Origin of the sequence: Sulfurospirillum sp. (assembly GCF_036802865.1) — a bacterium.
Lineage (GTDB): Bacteria > Campylobacterota > Campylobacteria > Campylobacterales > Sulfurospirillaceae > Sulfurospirillum.
Genome location: NZ_DAIRVK010000002.1, coordinates 566,768 through 590,566, shown reverse-complemented (window position 1 = coordinate 590,566; position 23,799 = coordinate 566,768). Strand labels below are relative to the sequence as shown.

Genomic DNA, 23,799 nt, shown 5'->3' with positions numbered 1-23,799 from the left:
TCTCATCTAAATGCTTTTTCTTCCATCTCCTTTTGAAAAGCGAAGCTTTCAAAACCAGCTTTTTTATCTTAAACGTGATGACCTTCTCGATAAAGATTTTTCAGGCAATAAAGCACGTAAATTTCACTCCTTTTTAATCCATGATTTTCTACACATCAAGCGTGTGGTAAGTTCAGGTTCAAATCAATCCAATGCAATGTATTCGCTCTCAGTTTTGGCCAAGCTTAAAGGTTGGGAATTTGTTTATGTCTGCGATCATATCCCCGTTTTTCTCAAAGAAAATCCTATGGGTAATTATAAAGAGGCACTTGCAAATGGTATGCAAATCGTAGAATCTTCTACACGCACGGACGAAGTGCAAAAATGGCTTGATGAAAACTCTTTGCATGTCGAAGAAGGTGGTAGGCAAAAAGAAGCAGAAGAGGGTATAAAAGCCTTAGCTGAGGAACTTTTAGTAGATATAGAAACACATAATATAATGAAGCCTTATCTCTTTCTTCCTTCGGGTACAGGCACTACAGCACTTTTTTTGCAAAAGCATCTTCCTTACCCTGTTTTGACATGTCCTACGGTTGGGAATAGTGCTTATTTACAAAAACAGTGGGAAATGGTGGAACCAAGTTTATCGCGCTATCCAACTATTTTAGAGACGACTAAAAAGTATCATTATGGAAAATTATACATAGAATTATACATATTATGGCAATCTCTAAAAGATGAAATGGGCGTTGAGTTTGATCTTCTGTACGATCCTGTAGGCTGGAAAGCTTTACTGGAAAACAGCAATAGCCAAGAAGGGACACCTATTTATGTGCATCAAGGCGGACTTTTAGGTAATGTATCTATGCTGTCTCGGTATGTGCGTAAAGCAAATATGCTATAATAAGATACTTTTAAAGAGGATGAATGATGTTACTTTTAAAAACAGATGAACAAAATTTTAAAGCCCAGTTTGATGAACTTTTACGCCGTGGTCACATGGACATGGAAAATGTATCTAAAATTGTTTCAAACATTATTGCTGAAATTAAAGCCGAAGGTAACGGCGCTTTACGTAACCATATTGAAAAATTTGATAAATGGCATGTTGAAAATGACGAAGCGCTTGAAGTGAAAATAAGCGACATGAAAAATGCCTATGACGCGCTTGATGTCAAGCTCAAGGGGGCATTAGAACTTGCGTATAAACGCATTTATGCTTACCATGAAAAACTCATGCCTAAATCATGGCTTGATTTTGAAGACAATGGCACTGTTCTTGGTCAAAAAGTAACACCAGTTGATCGTGCGGGGCTTTACATCCCTGGTGGGAAAGCTGCGTATCCGAGTAGTCTTTTAATGAACGCTATTCCCGCTATCGTTGCGGGAGTTAAAGAGATTGTCGTCTGCACACCAGCACCCAATAATGAGCTCAATCCTCTTTTGCTTGCGGCGATGCATCTTTGTGGCATTAAGAAAGCGTATAAAGTCGGAGGGGCAAGTGCCATTGCTGCAATGGCGTATGGCACACAGAGTATTGCAAAAGTGGATGTCATCACAGGGCCTGGTAATATCTTTGTTGCAACAGCTAAAAAACTTGTGTTTGGCGAAGTAAACATTGACATGATTGCAGGACCGAGTGAAATTGGAGTCTTGGCAGATACCAGTGCTGATCCACACCTTTTAGCGATTGATCTTCTCTCTCAAGCGGAACACGATGAGATGGCAAGTTCTATTTTGATTACCCCTTCTTTGGAAATTGCTGAAAAAACGCGTACGGAAGTCTATGCATGGCTTGAGACGTTAGATCGTAAAGCGATTGCAGAAGTTTCTATCAAAGAGCGTGGAGCGATTATTGTTACGCGCGATATGGATGAAGCGGTGGATTTGATGAATCAAATTGCACCAGAACACTTAGAAGTGGTGACTTCACATCCGTTTGATTTATTACCTCGTATTCGCCATGCTGGTGCTATTTTTATGGGGTCTTACACGCCTGAACCTATTGGGGATTATATCGCTGGACCAAACCATACCCTTCCAACAGGTGGAACGGCTAAGTTTTACTCGCCACTGGGTGTTGAGAACTTTTTGAAGCGCTCGTCGATTATTTCTATGAGCAAACAGGGTATTGATGAGATTGGTGAGGCGTGTGCACTTTTAGCACATACAGAAGGTCTTGGTGCGCATGAAGCGAGTGTTCGCGTTCGTCTTTCAAAATAAACAATATGAATATTATTATTCTAGGAGCAGGCGGGGTTGGTGGCTATTTTGGAGCACGACTGCTTGCTGCTGGACATACAGTAGCCTTTGTTGCCAGAGGTGCTCATCTTGAAGCACTTCAAACTGATGGGTTGCATGTAAAGCATCCAAGCTTTGAATTTGAACAAAATATCAAAGCTTTTGATCTTGAAAGCCTTCTTGATGTAGAGGCTAATTCATTTGATCTGATTATCCTCACAACCAAATCAACTGCAACACGTGAAGTTGCGATGAAACTTGCGCAATGGCTACGCAATCAGATGCATCCTCCCTATATTCTTTCATTGCAAAATGGTGTTGAAAATGAAGCCATTTTATGTGACTATTTTGCTGAAGAGTATGTTATAGGTGGGCTTACCCGTAAAATTGGCGCACACGTTGTCAAACCTGCTCATATTGAAGCTGTGGGTACGGCAGAGACGATTATCGGTATGATGCATGTAACGATGGAGAATGAACGATTTTTGGAAGAGCTATCGCTTGTATTTAAGCAGGCAGGTATTCCCACTCAAACGACATATGACATCAAACAAGAACTTTGGAAAAAACTGGTGATTAACAATGGTGTTAATGCACTTTGCGCATTGCTTCGTGTTAAAACGGGTGTTTTATTTGACAAAAGTTCACTTTGCGATGTCGTGTATGGTCTGATGCAAGAGACAGCACATGCGGCACGCAGTTTACATGTGAAGATTTCGCAAGAAGATGTCGATGCTATGTTTAATTTGATTAAGCAGTTTGACTCGATTAAGCCTTCCATGTTGGTTGATTTAGAGCAGGGTAGAGCCCTCGAAATAGAAGAGATTTGTGGTGTCGTTATTCGCGCACTGCACCAAATAGGTGTTGATGCACCTTATACAAAAACCATCAAAGCATTACTTGAATTTACTATGGAGCAATAACATGAGTCAGATTAAAATTGGAATTCTTACGATCTCGGATCGCGCGAGTGCAGGCATTTACGAAGATCTTTCTGGTAAAGCAATCATCGAGACGATGAATGCGTACTTAAGCTGTGAATGGGTGCCGGTATATAAAGTCATTCCTGATGAACAGCCATTGATTGAAGCGGCACTTGAACATATGGCAGATCATGACGAATGTTGTTTGATCGTAACGACGGGTGGAACAGGTCCTGCACTGCGTGACGTCACGCCTGAAGCGACTGAAGCGGTGTGTGAGAAGATGATGCCTGGATTTGGTGAGCTTATGCGTCAAGTAAGCCTTAAGTATGTGCCAACAGCGATTTTATCGCGACAAACGGCAGGTATTCGTGGTCGTAGCCTCATTATCAATCTTCCGGGGAAACCTAAGTCTATACGTGAGTGTTTGGATGCAGTCTTTCCAGCGGTGCCGTATTGTATCGATCTTTTAGAAGGACCATTTTTAACGTGTAACGAAGAAGTGATAAAGCCTTTTCGTCCAAAGGCCTAAAATAGGGCTTTGTAGGAGCTTTAGAGCTCCTACATTCTAGAGTTATTCTCCAAGTGAGCTAAGTTCAGCCTCAATTTTTTCCATTTTTGATTTAGCGTCATCTAAACCTTTTTGATTTTCAGCTATGACCTCTTTTGGGGCATTGGCTACGAAACGCTCGTTGGAAAGCATACCGCTTAGCTTCATGATCTCTTTTTCAAGTTTGACTTTTTGATTGTTCAAACGCTCAATAATAGGACCTAAATCAACTCCATCAAGGGGAATAAACACTTCGATATTATCGCCAACATCAGTTGCAGAGTTTGCAATTTTTGTCTCTGTAAAGTCGATATTCTCAACTTTTGCCAATAAACTAATGTATTTAATAGCATCTTTAAGATTTTCTACATTTGGTACTTTGATGTAAGCATGCTCAATTTTTTTGTTTCCAAGGTCGATGTTCGCTTTGGCACGACGAATGCCAACGATGGCTTCGATAACGAGTTCAAAGGTTTTCTCAATCTTTTCATCACGAACAAGTGCATGAGGGTAACGCTTGACCATGATGGATTCGGTTGATTCAAGTGTTGTGTCGGAGAGCTCTTGGTAAAGGAACTCTGAGATAAATGGCATAAATGGATGAATCAGTTTCATCGCCTCTTTGTAAATAGAACCCAACTCTAAAATCGCAGGTTTATCGGCTTTACTAAGCTCAATACCCCAGTCACAAAACTCGCCCCACAAGAAGCGGTAAAGGGTTGTTGCTGCATCGTTAAAGCGGTAGTCACTAAAGTGTCCACGTACCTCTTCCATCGCAACGGCAAGACGGCTTTTCATATACGCACCAAGAGCAGTTTTAATTTCAATGTTTTCCAAATCTTCAAATGAGTCTGCATTCATCAACAAGAAGCGTGAAGCGTTGTAAAGTTTGTTGGTAAAGTTACGGATTTGCTCTAGTTTTTCACCACTTAGTTTAATGTCACGACCTTGAACGGCTAAAATCGCCAATGTAAAACGCAAGGTATCGGCGCTGTATTCACTGATGGTATCGAGTGGGTCGATGACATTGCCTTTACTTTTACTCATTTTGTGACCATGTTCATCTTTAACGAGAGCATGCAAGTAGATGTCTTTAAAAGGAAGCTCACCAAGGGTGTGTTCACCTGAGAACATCATACGCGCGACCCAGAAGAAAAGGATGTCAAAACCTGTGATGAGTAGGGTGTTCGGATAAAAGTCTTTTAAGTCACTCTCATTCCATTTTTCACCTTTAAACACATCGCCATTTTCCCAACCGAGTGTTGAAAAAGGCCATAAGCCTGAGCTAAACCATGTGTCAAGAACGTCTGGATCTTGGTGGATTTTCGCACTTTTACATTTTGGACATTCATGCTCACTCTCTTTTTCACTTGCCCACTCATGTCCACATTCATCGCAGTAAAAGACAGGAATTTGATGCCCCCACCAAAGTTGGCGAGAGATACACCAGTCACGAAGCTCTTTCATCCATGCATTGTATGAATTGAGCCAGTGACTTGGGTAAAATTCTGCTAAGTGTTCATTGACTTTTACAATGGCACCATCCGCGATCTCTTTTTTAACAAACCATTGTTTGGAGATGTAAGGTTCTACTACGTTTTTACAACGGTAACAGTGACCTACTTGGTTCTCATAGTCTTCAACTTTATCGACAAAACCTTCAGCATCTAGTTTTGCCATAATAGGAGCTCGTGCTTCAAGTCTCTCTTGCCCTTTAAATTCACCACAATAGTCATTTAAAATACCATTGCTATCAAAAATTTTAATGAATTCGAGGTTGTGTCGTTTTCCTACTTCGTAATCGTTGATGTCATGTGCAGGCGTTACTTTAACACAGCCTGTACCAAAGCTCATATCGACATGTTCATCCGCAATAATTTCGATTTCACGACCAATGAGAGGAAGAACCACTTTTTTACCTAAAAGGTGTTTATATCGCTCATCGTCAGGGTGTACCATAACAGCAGTGTCACCAAAGTAGGTCTCTGGACGTGTGGTTGCTACGATGAGAAACTCTTCTGAGTCTTTAAGGAAGTATTTGAGGTGGTAGAGCTTTCCTTTGTTGGCTTCAAATTCAACTTCGATGTCACTGAGTGCACCATCATGGGTACACCAGTTGACCATGTAGTTACCACGAACGATTAAGCCTTCATTGTAGTATTTTACAAAGGCTTTTTTGACAGAGTTTTTAAGACCATCATCCATCGTAAAGCGTTCTCTACTCCACGCAGGTGAGACGCCAAGTTTACGCATCTGATGAACAATCTGTCCACCGCTGTATGCTTTCCACTCCCAGACTTTTTCTAAGAACTTCTCACGTCCTAGCTCTTCTTTTTTAATGCCCTGTGCTAGGAGCTGTTTTTCGACCACATTTTGTGTAGCAATTCCCGCATGATCGGTTCCGGGTTGCCAAAGGGTTTTAAAGCCATCCATGCGTTTAAAACGGGTGATGATGTCTTGAAGGGTAAACGTAAGGGCATGCCCTATATGTAGGCTTCCTGTGACATTTGGAGGAGGCATCATAATACAGAAGTTTTTACCATTTTCTTGAATGGCTTTATTGCCATCTATTTCAAAATAGCCTCTCTCTTCCCAAATTTTGTAGTAACTCTCTTCGATCTCTTTAGGATTGTAAACGGTGCTTTTTTCGCTCATAGGTTTATATACCTTATAAATTTTTTAGGGGATTATACAAAAATGGGGGTAAGACTTGGTTTAAGCTAAGTAAGTAGCGGTATTTTTGCCAGCTTCTTTGGAGATGTAAAGCGCTTGGTCAGCACGCTGGAGCATCGTTTTAAAGTCATCTTCATTTTTGTAAGCAGTGTACCCAATACTAAGGTTTATCGGTATTTCTTGTTTTTCGTCATTGCGTTTTACGGGAATCATTTTATTGTTAAATTCATTTAAAATTCGATTGACTATTGTAGAAGCAGCATCTTTATCTTTATCGACGATACTGATGATAAACTCATCACCACCAAAACGTGCAATTGTATCGGATGTGCGAAGTAAATTTTGGAGTGTATGAGCTGTTATTTTTATGGCTTCATCGCCTACAAGATGTCCAAATGTATCGTTAATAGGCTTGAAATCGTCAATATCTAGAATGACTAAAAAGAGATGTTGTTTGTTACGTTTGACTTTGGGAATCTCTTTTTGAAAGACGCTCATAAACATAATGCGATTGTAAAGTCCTGTGAGTCCATCGACATGGGAGAGGTTTTCAACCTCAAGGTAAGATTTTTTTAAAAAAGAGGCAAGAAGTGTTATTAAGATAGCCAAAATAGTAGAAAATAGAAAAGAGTAAAAAAGTGCACTTTGCACAATGATTTGCTGTTCTGCGAGTAATTTTGTATCGAAAAATTCTATGAAAGCAAAGGTGCTTTTATATTGCTCGAGATGTTTATCATGGAGGATTAAAACGGGTATTGTACTAATGAAGATATTGACAACAAAAGTAATAGAACCTAGTAACAAAGGCTTTTTAAGCAAAATACTTGGTATTCTTTTCATGTGTCCACATGCCCTTCGTGTGATGGGACAAATAGTACCATAAAATCTGTTAAAGGCAAAAGAAAAAAAGAGGTTAAAAAAGAAGAGTCGTTTTCACGACTCTTTGTACTCATAAAGGCCTGCGCTTAAGTAACGCTCACCTGTATCACATAAAATAGTAACAATAGTTTTACCTTTGTTCTCAGGTCTTTCTCCAATTTGTGATGCAACATAGACGTTAGCTCCTGCTGAAATACCAACAAGAAGACCTTCTTGCTTTGCAAGATTACGAGATGTTTCAACCGCATTTTCGTAGCTTACTTTTACGACTTCATTATAGACTTTGGTATCAAGAACAGATGGAATAAATCCAGCACCAATACCTTGAATCTTATGTGGTCCGGGGTTTCCACCTGAAAGAACTGGGGATGTCTCTGGCTCAACGGCAATAATTTGGATATTAGGATTAAGTTCTTTAAGTCTTTTTCCTGTTCCTGTAATAGTTCCGCCCGTTCCTACGGCAGCTACTAAGATATCTACTTTGCCATCCGTATCTTTCCAAATTTCTTCTGCTGTGGTTGCATAGTGAATGGCTGGGTTTGATTCATTTGCGAATTGTTGTGGAACAAATGAATTTGGTGTCTCTTTTGAAAGCTCAGTCGCTTTTTCTACTGCACCTTTCATACCTAATGCTGGCTCTGTTAAAACAAGCTCTGCGCCTAACGCTGCAAGTAGTTTACGACGCTCCAAACTCATGGAGCTAGGCATTGTAAGAATGAGCTTAATACCAAGGCTTGCACATACGGTTGCTAGACCTATACCTGTGTTACCACTTGTAGGTTCGATGATAATTGAATTTTTATCAATTAAGCCCTTATCTAGGGCAGTTTTAATCATATTAAATCCGATACGATCTTTGACTGAGTGTGAAGGGTTAAGGAATTCACATTTACCAAGGATCAAAGCATTGGTAGCTTCTGAGGCATGGTTCAACTTGACAAGAGGTGTATTGCCAATAAGTTCTGTTACATTGTGTGCATACATAATAATCTCCTTTATATACTATAGTTTAATTGATGACTAAGACGTTCTGAATAGACCTGAAATTCAGATAACGGTAAATTAAAAATCTCTTGGATTTTACGATTGCTCTCTTCATAAAAAATTCTTAGAACAGGGTCTTTTACATCCCCATCCGTAACAACAAGATTACCTTCAAGAGCAATGAGAATATCTTTAATCAAAATATCCTCAGGGTTTTTAGCTAATAAATAGCCACCATAAGCACCTCTAACACTACTCACCAATCCTGCTTGACGCAGTAGAATTAAAAGTTGTTCAAGATAGTTTTGTGGGATCTCAGCACGTGCTGAGATCTCTTTGATTTGCAAAGGCTTGTTAGACTTTGATAAAAAGAGTTGGTACATGGCACTTAAGCCGTACATCCCTTTGGTTGAAAGTAATGACATCGACCTTCCTTACCCTAACGCAATTTTAAGATCTTCGATCAGATCATCCGCATTTTCAAGTCCAATACTCAGACGAATAAGACCTACTTTTACGCCAGAAAGCTCTAACTCTTCAATTGAGAGTTGTTGGTGTGTTGTGCTTGCTGGATGCGTAATGATTGATTTTGAATCACCAATATTGACAACAACTGAAAAGATTTTTGTGGAATTTAAAATATGCTTTGCAAACTCTAAATCTTCTACTTCAAAACTTAAAAGTCCAGATGTTTGGGCATCTGTAAAGTACTGTTTGGCTCTTGCATGTAAAGGGTCGCTTTCAAGTCCAGGATAAGAAACTTTTTTCACTTTTGGGTGTGATTTTAAAAATGATGCAACTTTATAAGCATTGCGTGAATGCTCTTTAACACGTAAAGAGAGTGTTTCTAAGCCTTGGATGAGTAACCATGAGTTGTAGGGAGAAATGGTTGCTCCAATATCGCGAATCAATGAAAGACGAATTCTCAGTGAAAAGATAGGAAATGGCAACGTTGCATAAACTAGACCATGATAACTCTCATCGGGTTCATTAAATTGTGGATAGCGTGGGTTACCAATAAGTTTGGCATTGAGCCCTTTTGCTTCAACAATAAGACCGCCCATAGCACTTCCTTGACCAGAGATGTATTTACTTGCGCTGTGTACGCTTACATCAATGCCATGATTGAGGGGTTGAAAGAGAATAGGGGTTGCTACAGTGTTGTCAGCTATCGTAATGATGTTGTATTTTTTAGCGATTGCGACGATTTTTTCAATATTTGGGATCGCAATTTGTGGATTGGAAAGTGTCTCAAAAAAGATTGCTTTGGTTTTATCATCGATCAATGCTTCTAGATCATCTGCATGGTCGCTCTCAAAAACTTTTGCTTTAATCCCAAAACGTTTGATAGTGTGGGTTAAAAGAGTGGTCGCACCACCGTAAATTTTCTTAGCAATAATGATATTATCACCCGCTTCTGCAAGGTTAGCAATAGCAAAAAAGATAGCAGCTTGACCACTTGCAGTTGCAATGGCAGCTTCACCATTTTCAACAGCAGCAATTCTAGCTTCAAGAACATCCGTCGTTGGATTGTTGAGACGTGTGTAGATGGGTCCAAGTTCTCTAAGTGCAAAACGGTTTGCAGCTGTTTCTGCTGATCCAAAGTCATAGGCTGTTGTTTGATACACAGGGACTGACATTGTACCAAACTGTTGTTTGTCATATCCGTGATGAAGTGCTAGTGTCTCTTGATGCATTCTTTTTCCTTTTTGCAGTTTATTTGATGAAAGTATAGACTATTTTTTTTTCAATGTCAAGTAACTTTATCAAAAAAGTAATGATTAAAAAAGTAGGGATTGATTTATGAAAGAGAGGAGGGTGAAATCTAGGCATTAAGTTATGAATCAAAAAACATATTTATTCATACAATAATACTTAATATAAGTTAGATAAGGGTATAACTAACATAAGAAATAATACAGATTATTATACATAAAATTATATGTAAATATCGTTTTTTAGGATACTTTAGACGGTGAATTTTCTTAATAATTTAAGACATAACTAACAGATGGTTAGTTAAAAAAACGTTTTAAAATCTAAAATCTACCATGCTTTTTTCAGATGTGATAAGCTTTAGTGTGCTATAATCGTTTAATATAAGGCATAGGAGAAACGATGTTATATGAAGATGAAGATGACTTTTTTATGGGAAGTCCTAAGAGTAAATTTTTCGATATTCTCTTTAATGCTAATAAAGAGCTTGTTAAAACAAAGCTTTTACAAATCGTAGATCGTTACAGTGCCATGGAAATTTTACTTGAAAAACAGTTTGGAGTCGAAGCACTTGAGGGTATGATTCACACTGTTTTTATGGAAGAAGCCGATGCAATGGTTGAACACAATAATGACCTATTTATTAGCAGTGTTGGAGATATTTTAACTCAAAATGAATAAACTAAGATGGCTCTTATGTTGTCTGCTTTTTAGCGCTCAATCACTTTTCTCAGAAATAGTATATGAATACGAACACAAGTTCATCCTGAAAAAAGATGAACCAGGTTTGATTTTGATAAACCGTAAAGAGATGACTAAAAAACCAACAGCTGAAAATCCCAATAATGAGTATCTATTAAAGCTTCGTTGGACCCTTTTTACAAATAATATGTTAACGCTTTTAGTCAATTATAGGGGTTATCCAACGCAGTATGTTTTAGAAAAAAAATACCCTCTGGAAAGCGTGATAATACCTCTTTTACCAGATGGCGATAATAAAATACTTTCTAGAACAACTGCAAAAATTGTCTTTACTGACTTCGATCAAAGAAATAAAGAGGCAATTTTAGATATATTTATAGAAGATAATCAACAACGCATAGAAGTTGAGTTTAAACCAAAAAAGAAACCGTAGGATCGCAGGTGCTAGGAAAAGTTGAAAATTTGATGGTAGAAATGGTCGCCTCTTTAGGCGATGCACGCAGTGTTGAGCTCTTTCATAGAGTTCCTAAAGGTAAAAGGTTACGCGCGAAACTGATCTTAAAAATTGCAGGAGTGAATGAAAATTCCCTCAAGCTAGCGTCTATTGTTGAGTTGATTCATGCGGCAAGCCTGCTTCATGATGATGTGATTGATGACGCTTTTACAAGACGCGGTGAAGATTCTATCAATGCGCTCTTTGGCAATAAAACAGCCATTATGTTAGGGGATATTCTTTACTCAAAAGGCTTTAGCGCATTAACGTCTATGCCTCAAGATGTTGCGTATACTATCTCACATGCAGTCGCATTGCTTTCTGTAGGCGAGCTTATGGATGTTGAACTCTCTCATACTTTTAATGCAAGTGAAGAGCGTTACTTTGATATGATCTATAAAAAAACAGCTTCACTGATTGAAGCTTCTGCAAAAGCAGCTGCCTTACTTGCTGGAAAAAATGGTGACATTTACGCACTTTACGGTAAAAATTTAGGGCTTGCTTTTCAAATTATTGATGATATTTTAGATATTACCCAATCCAGCGAAACCCTTGGAAAACCTTCACTTAATGATTTTAAAGAGGGTAAGACTACATTACCGTACCTTTATATGTATCATAAACTCTCAAAAGATGAACAGCAAACATTACTGGCGCTATTTCAACAAGAACTTGATGATGTCCAAAAAGAGTGGATCAAAGCCAAAATGTACGAAACTAATGCACTGGAAGATTCCATTGCTTATGCTAGAAGACTAGGACTAGAAGCTTTGGAAGTGATCGAAAAAGAAGAAGATGTAGGTTTAAGCTCTATTATTAAAGAGATGATTGAGAGGAATTTTTAATGCACTATCTAACCATTAGTTTTACACATAAAAACACTGATATTAGTATTCGTGAAAAATTAGCATTTAATTCAGAAGAAAAAAGCCGTCATTTTATGGGCTCTTTAGTTGGCTGTGCGGCGGTGAATGAAGTTATTTTGCTTTCGACCTGTAATCGTGTAGAAGTAATTGTTTCGGTTACAGAGTGTCAATCAGCACTGAGTGATACATTTGATCTTTTAAGCCATGTTTCAAGCGTTTCACGAGACGAGCTGGAAGGTCGCGCTGACGTTTATGAAGACAATGGTGCAATTCACCATCTTTTCACGGTCTGTTCTTCGCTTGATAGTTTAGTTATTGGCGAAACTCAAATCGCTGGGCAACTTAAAGAAGCATTTAGATTTGCCTTTGAAAATAACTATTGCGGTCAAAAATTAGGACGTGCGATGCACCATGCATTTCGCTGTGCCGCAGAAGTACGCAGTCGTACGGACATCTCCAAAAGTCCTGTTTCCGTTTCAAGTGTAGCGGTAAGTAAGGCTAAAGATTTACTTGGAAATATTGGAGGCTTAACGGCCCTTGTTGTAGGTGCTGGAGAGATGAGCCAACTTGCCGCAAAACATCTTATATCCAGTGGTGTTAACATCATCATTATTAACCGTAACTTAGAACATGCTCAAGCTTTAGCCACTGAATTAGGCGAACTTGCAACTGTAGCTCCCTATGCAAAACTTACAGAATTTATCAATCGTTATCGCCTTGTTTTTACGGCTACAGGTGCTCCACACAGTGTTATAACCGATGATATGGTTGAAGAACGCGAATTTTCCCGCTATTGGTTTGATATTGCTGTTCCTCGTGACATCGATGTCAAAGAGCGCAAAGACCTGCATGTCTATTCTGTAGATGATCTTGAAGAAATTGTGAGCAAAAATATGTCACTTCGTGAAGAGCAGGCTAAAATCGCTTATTCTATCGTAGGACGTTCAACGATGGACTTCTTTAAATGGTTACAAAGTATGTGTGTGGATCCAATTATCAAAGAGATTCGTGATCATGCCAAAGAGTGCTCTTTGCAAGAGTTAGAGAAAGCAGTTAAAAAAGGGTATATTCCTGAAGAGTTGCAAGATCAAGTGTCCAAAGTTTTACACCATGCTTTTAACTCTTTTTTACACTCTGCTACCAAGAACTTAAAAGAAGTAGCCGAAAAACCTGAAGCCGATACGATCGTGCAAGCGGTTCAATATATTTTTAACATTAATGAAGATCAAACAAAACGAATGAATCAATACAAATGTGAATACCAAATGGGGGGAATGAAATGAGATTTTCAAAACTGTATGCACCAACAACCAAAGATGCGCCAAAAGATGCAACGCTTCCAAGCCATCAATACTTGGTGCGTGGCGGTTTTATCTCACAAGTAGGAAGTGGACTTTATAACTTTTTGCCAATGGGAAAAATCGTTTTTGATAAAATCAAAAATGTCGTCAAAGAAGAGATGGATGAAACAGGTGCACAAGAGATTCAGATGGATGTGGTTACACCTGCTGAACTTTGGAAACAAAGTGGACGTTACGATGTTTTTGGCAAAGAATTGTGTCGTTTTAAAGACCGCAAAGAGAATGAATTTGTTTTAGGCCCAACCCATGAAGAAGTTGTGGTCGATGTAGTACGTAACCGTATTAACAGTTACAAGCAATTACCACTTCACTTGTACCAAATTACGACAAAGTTTCGTGATGAAGCACGTCCTCGCTATGGTTTGCTTCGTGGTCGTGAATTTACCATGAAAGATGGTTACAGTTTCCATGAAGATGAAGCATGTATGAAAAAAGAGTTTGATGTTATGGAAAAGACCTACACCAAAATCTTTACACGTCTAGGGCTTGATTTTAGAGCTGTTGAAGCCGATAGTGGTGCCATCGGTGGAAGTGGCAGTAAAGAGTTTATGGTTTTAGCGGAAAATGGTGAAGATGACATTGTTGTCTGCCAAAAATGTTCTTACGCTGCTAACATCGAAGCGGCAAAACGTGCACCTAAAACAACCACAGCAGAAACACCGGAAGCTAATCTTTCCAAATTCAAAACCCCTGATATGAAAACGATTGATGATGTCAGTAGTTTTTTTAAAGTCGATTCTTTCTATAGCATTAAAGCGGTTGTTAAAAAAGCAGTTTATGTTGACAAAGAAGAGGTTGTTGTCTTCTTTGTAAGAGGAAATGATGAGCTTCAAGAGACCAAAGCGCAAAATGCGTGCGGTGCGCTTGACTTAGTTGATGCAAGCCTTGAAGAGGTTGAGAAAGTAGGGCTCAAAGCTGGCTTTATTGGACCTGTTGGACTAGAATGTGTAAAATTTTACATAGATTTAGAACTTAAAGAGGCTAAAAATCTAATTTGTGGAGCCAATGAAACAGACTTCCATATGGTGGGTGTCTCCATGTTTAACTTTAACGAAGATCGTTACAAAGATCTTGTCAGTGTCAAAGCAGGCGACAGATGTGCGTGTTGTGGTGGTGAGCTTGGTATAACCAAAGGTATTGAAGTAGGGCACATCTTCCAACTCGGACAAAAATATGCCAAAGCTATGGGTGCGACCTTTTTAGATAAAAATGGCAAAGCTCAACCGTTTTATATGGGTTGCTATGGTATTGGTGTAAGCCGTTTGGTAGCGGTTATGATTGAAGCAAGCCATGATGAAAAAGGGTGTATTTGGAATAAACAAACCGCTCCCTATCTTCTCGATATTATTGTCTCTAACGCAAAAGATGAATCGCAAAGCGCATATGCAGAAGATATGTACAATGCTTTAAAAAATGAGCGTTTGGGTGTTCTTTTGGATGATAGAAATGAGCGTTTTGGGTTTAAAATGAAAGATTATGAGCTCATCGGTCTTCCGTACGCTCTTATTGTTGGAAAAGAGCTTGAAGAGGGGTTTGTCGAAATTGTTGAGCGTAAAACATTAGATAAAACCGTTGTCAAAAAAGAGGAAGCTCTTTCAAAACTTAAGGAACTACTCGCGTGAAATACTTTTTGATCTATCTCTTCTTAGAAGTCATGGTAAGTGTCAATGTCGCTTCTGAAATAGGAGCTATGGCAACATTTGTTGAGCTTGTTTTATCTGCTTTTGTGGGAATTATTTTACTTGCCAACATGCGTATAACATTGATGCAGAACCTCAGTGCCTTGATGCAAGGAGAGATAAGCTTACAATCTTTCCAAAAGCTCAATCTTTGGACGATTGTAGGTGCTATTTTACTTATCTTACCAGGATTTTTGGGAGATATTATAGGTCTATTATTGCAATTTAGTTCCATTGTAACACTGTTTGTTGCAAAATTTTTACATGTAAAAGAGGATACTCCATTTCCTCCACATCATTTTAAACAAGGAAAAGAAGATGAGATCATTGATGTTGAAGTTATTGACGACAATCATCGCATTAAGTAGTCTTTCGCTATTTGCGGCTGATATCAATGCTGAACTTGATCAAAAAGTAACGACCTTTTTACAAAAAGCAGTCTCTACTAACGAAAGCTATACCTTTGAAAAAGCAATTATTCTCAAAAAAGAAGAGATGAAAGACCTTGCTGGTTGGATGGTCTATTTTGTGCGTATTGATCTCAAACTAACAAAACAAGAGGGTAAAAAGATCTCAGTCAATGATATTGTCTTTACCAATGGTAAAATTTTGAGCAAAGATTTTGTAGATATTAACAGCGGTCGAAGCATCAAGGGTTCTTATTCATTGGATGTGGAAGCTTCTGCATATAACAAAGAGCATCTTTTAGCAGGTGATTTCAATGCCCCTCATAAAATCGTTGTTTTTAGTGATCCATTGTGTCCTTTCTGTATGGATTTTGTTCCTGAAGTCATTGCCGATGTCCAAAAACATCCTGAGACATTTGCACTTTTTTATTACCATTTCCCGCTCAATATTCACCCCGCTGCTCCAACACTAGTAAAAGCAATGCTCTTAGCTGAAATACAAGGTGATAAAGAGATTGTGCAAAAAGTTTATAAAGAATTTTTTGACATTAAAGAGAGTGATGAAAAGGCTATTTTAGGTATTTTCAACAAAGCTCTCAATAAAAACTTTACGGTTGCACAGATTAACCAAGCGCATATTATTAAGCAATTAGACAGTGATCAAGAACTTGCCAATAATCTAATGGTGAATGGCACTCCTACCATCTATTTTGATGGTAAAAAAGATGATACAAAACGAACCTATAGAAATTTTATAAAAGAGTCTAAATGAAAAAACTAATCATCGCTACTCGTGGTAGCAAACTAGCACTTTGGCAGTCTGAACACGTTAAAGCAGAACTTGAAAAAGCACATCCTGGTTTAGAGGTTGAACTCTCCGTTATGATGACGAAAGGCGATAAAATCTTAGATGTTGCACTTGCTAAGATCGGTGGTAAAGGTCTTTTTACAAAAGAGCTTGAAGAGGCGATGCTTCGAGGGGAAGCACACATTGCTGTGCATAGTCTCAAAGATGTTCCGATGGAGTTTCCTGAAGGCTTGAAACTGGGTGTTATCACAAAACGTGAAGATGTACGTGATGCGATGCTTTCTGAAAAGTACAGTTCTTTGGAAGAACTTCCCCAAGGTGCTGTTGTTGGAACAACGAGTTTGAGACGCCGAATGCAACTTTTAAAATACCGTCCCGATTTTGTCATTAAAAATCTTCGTGGCAATGTCAATACACGTATTCGAAAGCTTAAAGAGGGTGAATTTGATGCTATTATCTTAGCGAGTGCAGGAATTAACCGTTTGGGACTCTCTTCTGAAGTACGCTATTTTAGCCCTATCTCTAAGGAACTTATGATTCCAGCTTCCGGTCAAGCAGCTTTGGGTATTGAAATTATCAATGATGCTGAAGTAGAGCGTCTTGTCTCTGTGCTGAATGATGAAGATGCTATCATCGAAACACGTGTTGAACGTGATTTTATTACCATCCTTCAAGGTGGCTGTCAAGTACCTATTGGTGTAAATGCAGAAATTAAGGGAAATGCTTTGCATGTAAAAGCCATTCTTGGTCTTCCTGATGGATCAGAAATGATAACAGAAACAATAAGCACAACACGTTCTGAGTACCAAACTGTTGGTAAAACTTTGGCTCAAAAAGTGATTGATAAAGGTGCAAAAGCACTTTTAGAGCGTGCTGAAACCATAGCACTTAACGAAATTTTTTAAGGATTATGGATGCAGAGAATTATTGATCTTCTACGTCAAAATGATCTTTTACGAATCATTGATACTGAACTCGATATTGACTTAGAAATTCCGCATTTAGCTTATATTGAAGTCAAAAAAGAGGACTCTAAAGCACTTCTTTTTACAAAACCTGTCAGTAAAAGACTTGGTAAAAGCTTTGATATACCCGTACTCATGAATGTTTTTGGCTCTTCCAAAGCCACAGAGCTGATTTTTGGTAAAAATCCAAATGTTGTAGCCAAACAGATAGAATCACTTATGCACATGAAACCGCCTACATCATTTATGGATAAAATGGGTATGCTTGGTACACTTTTTAATCTTAAAAATGCACTCCCAAAGCGACTTAAGGGTAAAGGTGTCTGCCAAACCAAAGTTTACACTGAGCCAAATCTTTACGATTTTCCTATTTTAACCACATGGAGCGAAGATGGTGGTCCTTTTATCACGATGGGGCAAGTGTATACACAAAGTTTAGATGGTACTAAACAAAATTTAGGCATGTACCGTCTACAGGTGTACGATAATAACCGTCTTGGTATGCACTGGCAAATCCATAAAGACAGTGCGCATTTCTTTCATGAATACAAAAAAGCGGGCAAAAAAATGCCAGTGAGTATTGGAATTGGTGGCGATCCTCTTTACATTTGGTGTGGACAAGCGCCAATGCCGATTGGTATGTTTGAACTGCTGCTGTATGGTTTCATTAAAGATAAAAATGCTCGTTTGGTAAAATCGCTGACCAATCCTATTTATGTACCTGAAGATGTGGATATTGTCATCGAAGGTTGGGTTGATCCTAGCTTGATGGAAATCGAAGGACCTTTTGGCGATCATACAGGTTACTACACGCTTAAAGAGCCGTATCCTGTTATGGATGTGACGTGCATAACCAGCAAAGAAAAGCCTGTTTATCAAGCTACAGTCGTTGGTAAGCCACCGCTTGAAGATAAATACATGGGCTGGGCGACAGAACGCATCTTTTTACCCCTTTTAAAAACCACTGCACCTGATTTGATTGATTATAATATGCCTGAAAATGGGGTTTTCCATAACTTTATTTTGGCAAAAATGAATGTACTTTACCCAGGACATGCTAAACAGTTTATGCACGCTTTTTGGGGTGTTGGGCAGATGAGTTTTGTCAAACATGCTATTTTTGTGGATGAAAATGCACCAGAATTGGATGATTATGAGCTTTTAAGTGATTACATCTTAAATCGTGTGAGTGCAAAGCGCTTACTGATAAGTGAAGGGGTATGTGATGCCCTTGATCACGCTTCTCCCAATGCTCTTTTTGGTGGTAAGCTGGGGGTGGATTGTACGGGTGGCGTCATAGATGCTTCTTCTAAAACTATTTTAAGTGATAGAGACCTTCTTTTCAAAGTTACAACATTGGTTCCCGAAATCAGTGCTCTTAAACAATATAAAACCAATACAAAAACACCCATCGCCGTGATGACTATAGACAAGAAGAGGGCAGGTAAAGAAGTCTATGAAGCGCTTAAGCCTTTAAAAGAGCATATGAAACTCTTAATCGTAGTGGATAAAGAGGGCAATGCTGTCGATAATGCTTATATGCTTATATGGCGTGTTGTTAATAACATTGATGCTCTTCGTGATATTTTTGTCGAAGATGAATTTATTGGTATTGATGCAACAACAAAAAATGCTCTCGATGGTTACACCAGAGAGTGGCCAAAAGATACAGACTGCGATCAAGCTGTTATCAAAAGCTTGATAGAGCGTGGTCTCATTGAAAATAATCCACAATTTTTAAAATACTTTCATATTTAGTTGCCTTTTTATGTATGCCATATGTTTATTTTCAAAACAAATGGCATACATTTTTCTTACATAAACCTCAAATCAACCTTAAGTATTGAAATATTTCAAAAAAAGTAATAGAATAATGTATTCTGACTTGGGAGTAAGCTATGCAGACGTCTTACAAGCCTTTAGTTGAGCGTTACGATATACCTAGACCTACATTAATAGAGTGGCAGAAAAGGGCAGAACAAAAAGATAATTGGCGTGTCAAACACCTTGCTTATCTTAGAATGCAGCTCAATGTTGAAAAAGAGACCTTTGATGAGATTAAAAATTATGCTCCGTGCATCGAGGATCTTTTCCTTTTCAGTGTCTATCTATTCTTCCACAATACCAGAGATTTTTTACCCAAAGAGACATTTTTACAAGGACTACGAGAATTTTCCTTGGAAATTCGTACAGGTGTTGAGTACCAGCATGAGTTTGCGGGACGCATTTGGTCACTTCGTATGGGTGAAGAGTCGAGTAAAAAAATGGTAAATTATTACCGCCTCTTTGATCTACTCAAAAAGTTTACTTCAGCCCAGTATGCACTTTTGTTTAGTGCTATTCTAGAGTTTGTGCAAGTCATCAAGCAAAAGTATCAGATAGAGACGAAGAGCTTTCTTGAAGGCAAAACATGGCAAGAGCTTTATATGTACGACAAAGCATTCTCTACTAAAGCTATTGAGGATTTTTTTAGTAAAAAAGGAATTTTGTAATTAATGATGAACATTGAGATGGATCTTTTCCAATGGCTTGGATTTGCAGGGATGTTATGTATTGTTTTAGCATACTTATTGCTTCAGATGGAACGGTATGATATACATTCTTTAGCCTATCAACTTCTAAATTTGATAGGGGCTTTGGCTTTGATTGTCTCTTTGTTGGTGCATTTTAACTTAGGTTCTTTTTTGATTGAAGTCTTTTGGATTGGAATTACACTTTATGGTATAAGTAAAAATCTTAGAATAAAGATAGCTAAACGCAATCAATAATAGCAAGCTATTTTCAGGCTATGAATTTAATGTAAAATATCTTATTTAAATGAATATTTATTTCGTTTATCCTCACTATAAGTATATTTTTACAGTTACTTAGTCTAAGAGATTATATTTCTTAATAGTTTTCTGGAGTACACTCTATCTTTTACTAAATCATTTAAGCAAACAGTAGTCCTAGTAGATAATAATTTTTATCAATAGATATTTATTTTTATTTAAGCTACTTTAGCCTACAATTCTACTCATAAACTTATAGGAGAAAAAATGAGACAGTACGAAACATACAAATGCAGTAAATGCGGTAACGAAGTTGAAGTTCAAAATGTAGGTGGCGGTAAGCTTACCTGTTGTGGTCAAGAAATGGCATGTGTTACAACAGATTTGACAGCAGTCAATCTTATGAAAGCATTTGCTGGTGAGTCACAAGCTCGCAATAAATACGACTTATTTGCAGACATCGCGTTAGAGGAGGGATGGCATGCAGTTTCACGTCACTTCAGAGAAGCGGCTGAAAATGAAAAATGGCATGCACGTGCTGAGTTTAAAGCATACCACAAACTTGTAGATGGCGCTGAAACAGAGTTGACACTTAAAAATCTTGATAGCGCAATGGCAGGTGAACATTACGAGCATGAAACTATGTATCCAAATTTTGCAAAAATTGCAGAAGAAGAGGGACATAAAGAGCTAGCGCGTCTTTTTAATGCAATCGGTAAAGTTGAAGTTGAACACGAGCGTGAATACAAAGCATTGCAAGATGCTATGAAAGAAGATGGTTTCTTTGCAGATGCAGAAGAAGAAATCTGGGTATGTGAAGTGTGTGGTCACATCCATAGAGGCAAAAAAGCCCCAAATGCTTGCCCATTGTGTAAAGTCGGTAAAGAGTACTTTAAAAGACAAGACTTAGGTCTCTAAATAACTCTTTATAAAGAAGCACTGCCACTAAAATGGCGGTCTTCTTTATGATCACATTTATATCTTTAATAATAAAAATTTTATGAATATCATCACTCTGCTAAAGAATACTTCAATCCTAGACCCAAAACAGGGCGCATTTATCTGTATAAATCTTTGAATTGCAAAAGATGTATTGGGTTAAGATCCTTAAACACAACATCTTTACTTCTCAAACCTATACTTTTTTGCATTATTACTCGTTAGACTGATCCATTATATCTATTACTTCTTTCATGACTAATGACTTACTTTTACATGTAAAGGTATCTGTGTAACACTCCTCAATATCATCTTATCAGATGAAGTACTCAGCAATGTATTAAAAAATTGCATCATATACATAAATATAAAAAAACACTTTTTTGTGACGCAAACTGTGACGCCTTTAATATAAAATGATTATTTAGTAAAAAAATAAACCTTATATAATTCAGAAAGCTTTACATTTAAAGATTCAAAATACACCAAGATGGGCAAAAAGTGGAGAAGAAGCAAAGGTGGGCATGAGCTTATAAAAATGAATAAACATAAGGGAATAGTTATGTTGAGATATCAGAAGAAAGGGCTAAAAATAGCTTTACATGTAAAGGAGAGTAAAGATGGAAAATGAAAAGCAAAAGACATTGGCAGATAGTGCTCGAAAATTACCTCATAAGTGGAAAGTTGTAGTCATAAGTTGTTTGCTTTTTCTTTGTCTTTTAGGTGTGTTTTTTATTATCAATTTTTTTAATATTTTGATGCTGTATAAAATAATTGCTAATTTGACAAGAGATACGACTCAAATCGTTACAGGAGAAGGAAAGGATTTAGGGGCAGCGCTTGCAGCTGTTGGACCAGCTATGTTAAATTTAATTGGCGTGTTTTTATTTGATGTATTGTTTAGTGCATACCTTGCTTTTTATACGACAAATTCTTTTTTACAAAAAAAGTATAACAATATACCTTTTTTACAAAATCCAATATCTATTATTGCATTATTTGTTAGTGTATCGGGTATGACAGCTATTGCATTTGCATTTGCAAAAGATCATCATATTGTACTGATTAGTTCATTATTTGGTAGTGATTTCATTACACAAAAAAATAGTGAAATTGCTACTATTATCATAATGTCATTGGTAATTACATATTTAACTATTAAAAGATTAAAAAGAGGAGTTGAATGATGAGTAATGAAAAATTTGGTTTTACTGGAAAAATTCCTGATGGTGTTTCTATTGAGGGAAATATAGCTTATGCTTTAGAATATCAACAAACACATTCTACTTCAGAAACGTTGTTATGGTTTCAATCTATGGTGCAAAATAAGGGAGATTGGGATTATAAACAACTAGACCAAGATCCGCATCCAGGAGCAAGTGAATATGAAAATTTTGGAAATTATCATTATGGTCTTATTGGTACTGCTCTTGGCATGACTGAAGAGCTTTTACGTTCATGTGCAGGTGCCGCACAACAAGTATCCAATACTAAAAAGACAGAAGAACCTATTAGTTTTCTGGAAGCAATAGTTAAGGATACTCTTAAAGGTATTATGACAGGAGTTTACGGAAGTTACGATGCTCCTAACGATCAAATACAAATTGGTTTAGGGATTGAAAGTGCAAAAGAAAATTTGGATATGCTGAGAGATACAATAGGTTTTGTTGATGGGATGGAAGCCTATTATAAAGGTAAAATACCTCTTCCAGCTAAATTTAATGTTGACCATACCAGCACCAAGCCTTACGATTTCAACCTCACAAACTCCTACTTCTTCCAACGCAGAGACCCACTAGCCCTAGACACCAATAAAGATGGACAAGTAGGTGGAATTTCTGAAGTCTTTGGTAACGTAACCACAGAAGGCTTCGATGAACTAAGAGATACCATCGACTCCAATTATGACAATAAAATAGATCGTAAAGACATTCTCTTTAACCGCCTCCAACTCTGGCATGACTATGACCAAGATGGTAGTGTCGATGAGGGTGAACTAAAAAGCCTCAAAGAAGAAGGCATCACCTCCATAGACTTAAACTCTGTACAAACCAACATCAACACCAATGGTAATGTCATCACAGAAGCATCTCACTATACAACCGCCACAGGCGAAAAAGAACTTATAGCCGATGTGCATTTACAATACGATGCAAGAGATACCATCATAGACCTTGTCCAACAAGAAGACTTTACCATAGACCCAACGACCTTAAACTTACCAAACCTTCGAGGGTATGGACTGGTGGTTGATAGTTTCATTGCGTATCAAACCAATGAGAACTTAGCTACCCTTGCAAAGCAATATGCTACAGATGAACAGCTTATATCCAATGACTTTGATGAGTATATCAATGAATGGAGTGGTTATAACGCCTATAAAGAGACCATAGCTAAAAAATACAATCTAAGCGCAGATGTCGATATGTCTGATCTTGATCGAAAAATCTGGATCATGGAGAAGTTCTCAGGCAAAGAAGAACTCACCAGTCGCATAGAGTCAAACTATGAAGCAAACGCTAAAGCAGTTACTGGTACTAAAGATGTTACTGTAACTTCAATAAATGGACAAAACAGATTAATCCTTGCCTCAGACTATATCAATACCCAATACAATAGCATGCTCCACCGAACCCAGAGTGAATTTGCCATCCAAAGTGTTTTTGAAGATGTCTTCACAGGCGTAAGCTACAGTGTCGATACCGATGCTTTAAGTGTAACAGATGCAAGTAAACTCCAACAAAGTTTGACCAATTATCTCTTTACATGTAAGACTTTTTCAATTCAAAAAGCTTTACATGTAAAGATACAAAATACAGTAAAAGGGGCAAACGATGGGGCAAAGAACAAGGTTGCTTAGGCT

23 protein-coding genes are annotated in these 23,799 nt (G+C 37.8%); 18 read left to right on the top strand and 5 right to left on the bottom strand.

Annotated elements, in window-relative coordinates:
* Positions 1–10 precede the first annotated feature (10 nt).
* From V7Q04_RS07275 to mog, 4 genes are read left to right on the top strand one after another with little or no spacing between them, the layout of a single operon-like run.
* Positions 11–883, top strand: coding sequence for a 1-aminocyclopropane-1-carboxylate deaminase/D-cysteine desulfhydrase (locus V7Q04_RS07275; protein ID WP_333804312.1), 873 nt, complete (start codon positions 11–13; stop codon positions 881–883).
* A 26-nt stretch (positions 884–909) separates the two neighbouring features.
* Complete coding sequence (gene hisD, locus V7Q04_RS07270; protein WP_333804435.1) at positions 910–2,202, top strand: histidinol dehydrogenase; 1,293 nt, start codon at positions 910–912, stop codon at positions 2,200–2,202.
* 5 nt (positions 2,203–2,207) lie between these two features.
* Positions 2,208–3,143, top strand: coding sequence for a ketopantoate reductase family protein (locus V7Q04_RS07265; RefSeq protein WP_333804311.1), 936 nt, complete (start codon positions 2,208–2,210; stop codon positions 3,141–3,143).
* 1 nt (position 3,144) lies between these two features.
* On the top strand, positions 3,145–3,675 hold the full coding sequence (gene mog, locus V7Q04_RS07260) for a molybdopterin adenylyltransferase (RefSeq protein WP_333804310.1): 531 nt from the start codon (positions 3,145–3,147) through the stop codon (positions 3,673–3,675).
* 42 nt (positions 3,676–3,717) lie between these two features.
* Here mog and V7Q04_RS07255 read toward each other — a convergent pair whose 3' ends face one another.
* The 5 genes from V7Q04_RS07255 to V7Q04_RS07235 all read right to left on the bottom strand — a co-directional run bounded on the left by V7Q04_RS07255 (position 3,718) and on the right by V7Q04_RS07235 (position 9,926).
* On the bottom strand, positions 3,718–6,348 hold the full coding sequence (locus V7Q04_RS07255) for a valine--tRNA ligase (protein WP_333804308.1): 2,631 nt from the start codon (positions 6,346–6,348) through the stop codon (positions 3,718–3,720).
* Between the two features lie 60 nt (positions 6,349–6,408).
* The gene (locus V7Q04_RS07250; protein WP_333804307.1) at positions 6,409–7,206 is read right to left on the bottom strand and encodes a GGDEF domain-containing protein; all 798 of its coding nucleotides are present in this window, start codon (positions 7,204–7,206) and stop codon (positions 6,409–6,411) included.
* 93 nt (positions 7,207–7,299) lie between these two features.
* Positions 7,300–8,229: a cysteine synthase A gene (gene cysK / locus V7Q04_RS07245; RefSeq protein WP_333804306.1), complete on the bottom strand. Its 930-nt coding sequence runs from the start codon at positions 8,227–8,229 to the stop codon at positions 7,300–7,302.
* 11 nt (positions 8,230–8,240) lie between these two features.
* Positions 8,241–8,654, bottom strand: coding sequence for an Rrf2 family transcriptional regulator (locus tag V7Q04_RS07240; protein WP_333804305.1), 414 nt, complete (start codon positions 8,652–8,654; stop codon positions 8,241–8,243).
* Positions 8,655–8,663: 9 nt separating this feature from the next.
* Positions 8,664–9,926: an O-acetylhomoserine aminocarboxypropyltransferase/cysteine synthase family protein gene (locus V7Q04_RS07235; protein WP_333804304.1), complete on the bottom strand. Its 1,263-nt coding sequence runs from the start codon at positions 9,924–9,926 to the stop codon at positions 8,664–8,666.
* A 421-nt stretch (positions 9,927–10,347) separates the two neighbouring features.
* Between V7Q04_RS07235 and V7Q04_RS07230 the strand changes: the two genes are divergently transcribed.
* From V7Q04_RS07230 to V7Q04_RS07165, 14 genes are all read left to right on the top strand, one after another.
* Positions 10,348–10,626 carry a DUF2018 family protein gene (locus V7Q04_RS07230; RefSeq protein WP_333804302.1) on the top strand — a complete coding sequence of 93 codons (279 nt, stop codon included), beginning with the start codon at positions 10,348–10,350 and terminating at the stop codon, positions 10,624–10,626.
* Between the two features lie 112 nt (positions 10,627–10,738).
* Positions 10,739–11,080, top strand: coding sequence for a hypothetical protein (locus tag V7Q04_RS07225; protein ID WP_333804301.1), 342 nt, complete (start codon positions 10,739–10,741; stop codon positions 11,078–11,080).
* A gap of 8 nt (positions 11,081–11,088) precedes the next feature.
* A complete protein-coding gene (locus V7Q04_RS07220) occupies positions 11,089–11,985 on the top strand; it encodes a polyprenyl synthetase family protein (RefSeq protein ID WP_333804300.1) in 897 nt (298 codons plus the stop codon).
* Positions 11,985–13,289 carry a glutamyl-tRNA reductase gene (gene hemA / locus V7Q04_RS07215; RefSeq protein WP_333804299.1) on the top strand — a complete coding sequence of 435 codons (1,305 nt, stop codon included), beginning with the start codon at positions 11,985–11,987 and terminating at the stop codon, positions 13,287–13,289. Before V7Q04_RS07220 ends, hemA begins: the two co-directional genes overlap by 1 nt.
* Positions 13,286–14,989, top strand: a complete 1,704-nt coding sequence (locus V7Q04_RS07210) for a proline--tRNA ligase (protein ID WP_333804297.1) — start codon at positions 13,286–13,288, stop codon at positions 14,987–14,989. Before hemA ends, V7Q04_RS07210 begins: the two co-directional genes overlap by 4 nt.
* Complete coding sequence (locus V7Q04_RS07205) at positions 14,986–15,414, top strand: FxsA family protein (RefSeq protein ID WP_333804296.1); 429 nt, start codon at positions 14,986–14,988, stop codon at positions 15,412–15,414. The genes V7Q04_RS07210 and V7Q04_RS07205 overlap by 4 nt, the downstream gene beginning before the upstream one ends.
* On the top strand, positions 15,365–16,225 hold the full coding sequence (locus tag V7Q04_RS07200) for a DsbA family protein (RefSeq protein ID WP_333804295.1): 861 nt from the start codon (positions 15,365–15,367) through the stop codon (positions 16,223–16,225). The genes V7Q04_RS07205 and V7Q04_RS07200 overlap by 50 nt, the downstream gene beginning before the upstream one ends.
* Complete coding sequence (gene hemC, locus V7Q04_RS07195) at positions 16,222–17,166, top strand: hydroxymethylbilane synthase (RefSeq protein WP_333804294.1); 945 nt, start codon at positions 16,222–16,224, stop codon at positions 17,164–17,166. The genes V7Q04_RS07200 and hemC overlap by 4 nt, the downstream gene beginning before the upstream one ends.
* A gap of 9 nt (positions 17,167–17,175) precedes the next feature.
* On the top strand, positions 17,176–18,984 hold the full coding sequence (locus V7Q04_RS07190; protein WP_333804293.1) for a menaquinone biosynthesis decarboxylase: 1,809 nt from the start codon (positions 17,176–17,178) through the stop codon (positions 18,982–18,984).
* Positions 18,985–19,124: 140 nt separating this feature from the next.
* Positions 19,125–19,718: a hypothetical protein gene (locus V7Q04_RS07185; RefSeq protein ID WP_333804292.1), complete on the top strand. Its 594-nt coding sequence runs from the start codon at positions 19,125–19,127 to the stop codon at positions 19,716–19,718.
* A 3-nt stretch (positions 19,719–19,721) separates the two neighbouring features.
* Positions 19,722–19,994 carry a CBU_0592 family membrane protein gene (locus tag V7Q04_RS07180; RefSeq protein WP_333804291.1) on the top strand — a complete coding sequence of 91 codons (273 nt, stop codon included), beginning with the start codon at positions 19,722–19,724 and terminating at the stop codon, positions 19,992–19,994.
* Between the two features lie 270 nt (positions 19,995–20,264).
* Positions 20,265–20,915: a ferritin family protein gene (locus V7Q04_RS07175; RefSeq protein WP_333804290.1), complete on the top strand. Its 651-nt coding sequence runs from the start codon at positions 20,265–20,267 to the stop codon at positions 20,913–20,915.
* 641 nt (positions 20,916–21,556) lie between these two features.
* The gene (locus V7Q04_RS07170) at positions 21,557–22,123 is read left to right on the top strand and encodes a hypothetical protein (RefSeq protein WP_333804289.1); all 567 of its coding nucleotides are present in this window, start codon (positions 21,557–21,559) and stop codon (positions 22,121–22,123) included.
* Positions 22,123–23,796, top strand: a complete 1,674-nt coding sequence (locus tag V7Q04_RS07165; protein ID WP_333804288.1) for a polymorphic toxin type 44 domain-containing protein — start codon at positions 22,123–22,125, stop codon at positions 23,794–23,796. The genes V7Q04_RS07170 and V7Q04_RS07165 overlap by 1 nt, the downstream gene beginning before the upstream one ends.
* The last annotated feature ends 3 nt before the right edge of the window (positions 23,797–23,799 follow it).

What these genes read in the sequence shown, in the direction of transcription:
- V7Q04_RS07275 (WP_333804312.1), top strand. Translation starts at nt 11, where the DNA reads ATGCTTTTTCTTCCATCTCCTTTTGAAAAGCGAAGCTTTCAAAACCAG.
- V7Q04_RS07235 (WP_333804304.1), bottom strand. Translation starts at nt 9,926, where the DNA reads ATGCATCAAGAGACACTAGCACTTCATCACGGATATGACAAACAACAG.
- cysK (WP_333804306.1), bottom strand. Translation starts at nt 8,229, where the DNA reads ATGTATGCACACAATGTAACAGAACTTATTGGCAATACACCTCTTGTC.
- V7Q04_RS07210 (WP_333804297.1), top strand. Translation starts at nt 13,286, where the DNA reads ATGAGATTTTCAAAACTGTATGCACCAACAACCAAAGATGCGCCAAAA.
- V7Q04_RS07255 (WP_333804308.1), bottom strand. Translation starts at nt 6,348, where the DNA reads ATGAGCGAAAAAAGCACCGTTTACAATCCTAAAGAGATCGAAGAGAGT.
- V7Q04_RS07240 (WP_333804305.1), bottom strand. Translation starts at nt 8,654, where the DNA reads ATGTCATTACTTTCAACCAAAGGGATGTACGGCTTAAGTGCCATGTAC.
- hemA (WP_333804299.1), top strand. Translation starts at nt 11,985, where the DNA reads ATGCACTATCTAACCATTAGTTTTACACATAAAAACACTGATATTAGT.
- mog (WP_333804310.1), top strand. Translation starts at nt 3,145, where the DNA reads ATGAGTCAGATTAAAATTGGAATTCTTACGATCTCGGATCGCGCGAGT.
- V7Q04_RS07170 (WP_333804289.1), top strand. Translation starts at nt 21,557, where the DNA reads ATGGAAAATGAAAAGCAAAAGACATTGGCAGATAGTGCTCGAAAATTA.
- hemC (WP_333804294.1), top strand. Translation starts at nt 16,222, where the DNA reads ATGAAAAAACTAATCATCGCTACTCGTGGTAGCAAACTAGCACTTTGG.
- V7Q04_RS07185 (WP_333804292.1), top strand. Translation starts at nt 19,125, where the DNA reads ATGCAGACGTCTTACAAGCCTTTAGTTGAGCGTTACGATATACCTAGA.
- V7Q04_RS07175 (WP_333804290.1), top strand. Translation starts at nt 20,265, where the DNA reads ATGAGACAGTACGAAACATACAAATGCAGTAAATGCGGTAACGAAGTT.
- V7Q04_RS07200 (WP_333804295.1), top strand. Translation starts at nt 15,365, where the DNA reads ATGAGATCATTGATGTTGAAGTTATTGACGACAATCATCGCATTAAGT.
- V7Q04_RS07190 (WP_333804293.1), top strand. Translation starts at nt 17,176, where the DNA reads ATGCAGAGAATTATTGATCTTCTACGTCAAAATGATCTTTTACGAATC.
- hisD (WP_333804435.1), top strand. Translation starts at nt 910, where the DNA reads ATGTTACTTTTAAAAACAGATGAACAAAATTTTAAAGCCCAGTTTGAT.
- V7Q04_RS07250 (WP_333804307.1), bottom strand. Translation starts at nt 7,206, where the DNA reads ATGAAAAGAATACCAAGTATTTTGCTTAAAAAGCCTTTGTTACTAGGT.
- V7Q04_RS07180 (WP_333804291.1), top strand. Translation starts at nt 19,722, where the DNA reads ATGATGAACATTGAGATGGATCTTTTCCAATGGCTTGGATTTGCAGGG.
- V7Q04_RS07265 (WP_333804311.1), top strand. Translation starts at nt 2,208, where the DNA reads ATGAATATTATTATTCTAGGAGCAGGCGGGGTTGGTGGCTATTTTGGA.
- V7Q04_RS07165 (WP_333804288.1), top strand. Translation starts at nt 22,123, where the DNA reads ATGAGTAATGAAAAATTTGGTTTTACTGGAAAAATTCCTGATGGTGTT.
- V7Q04_RS07230 (WP_333804302.1), top strand. Translation starts at nt 10,348, where the DNA reads ATGTTATATGAAGATGAAGATGACTTTTTTATGGGAAGTCCTAAGAGT.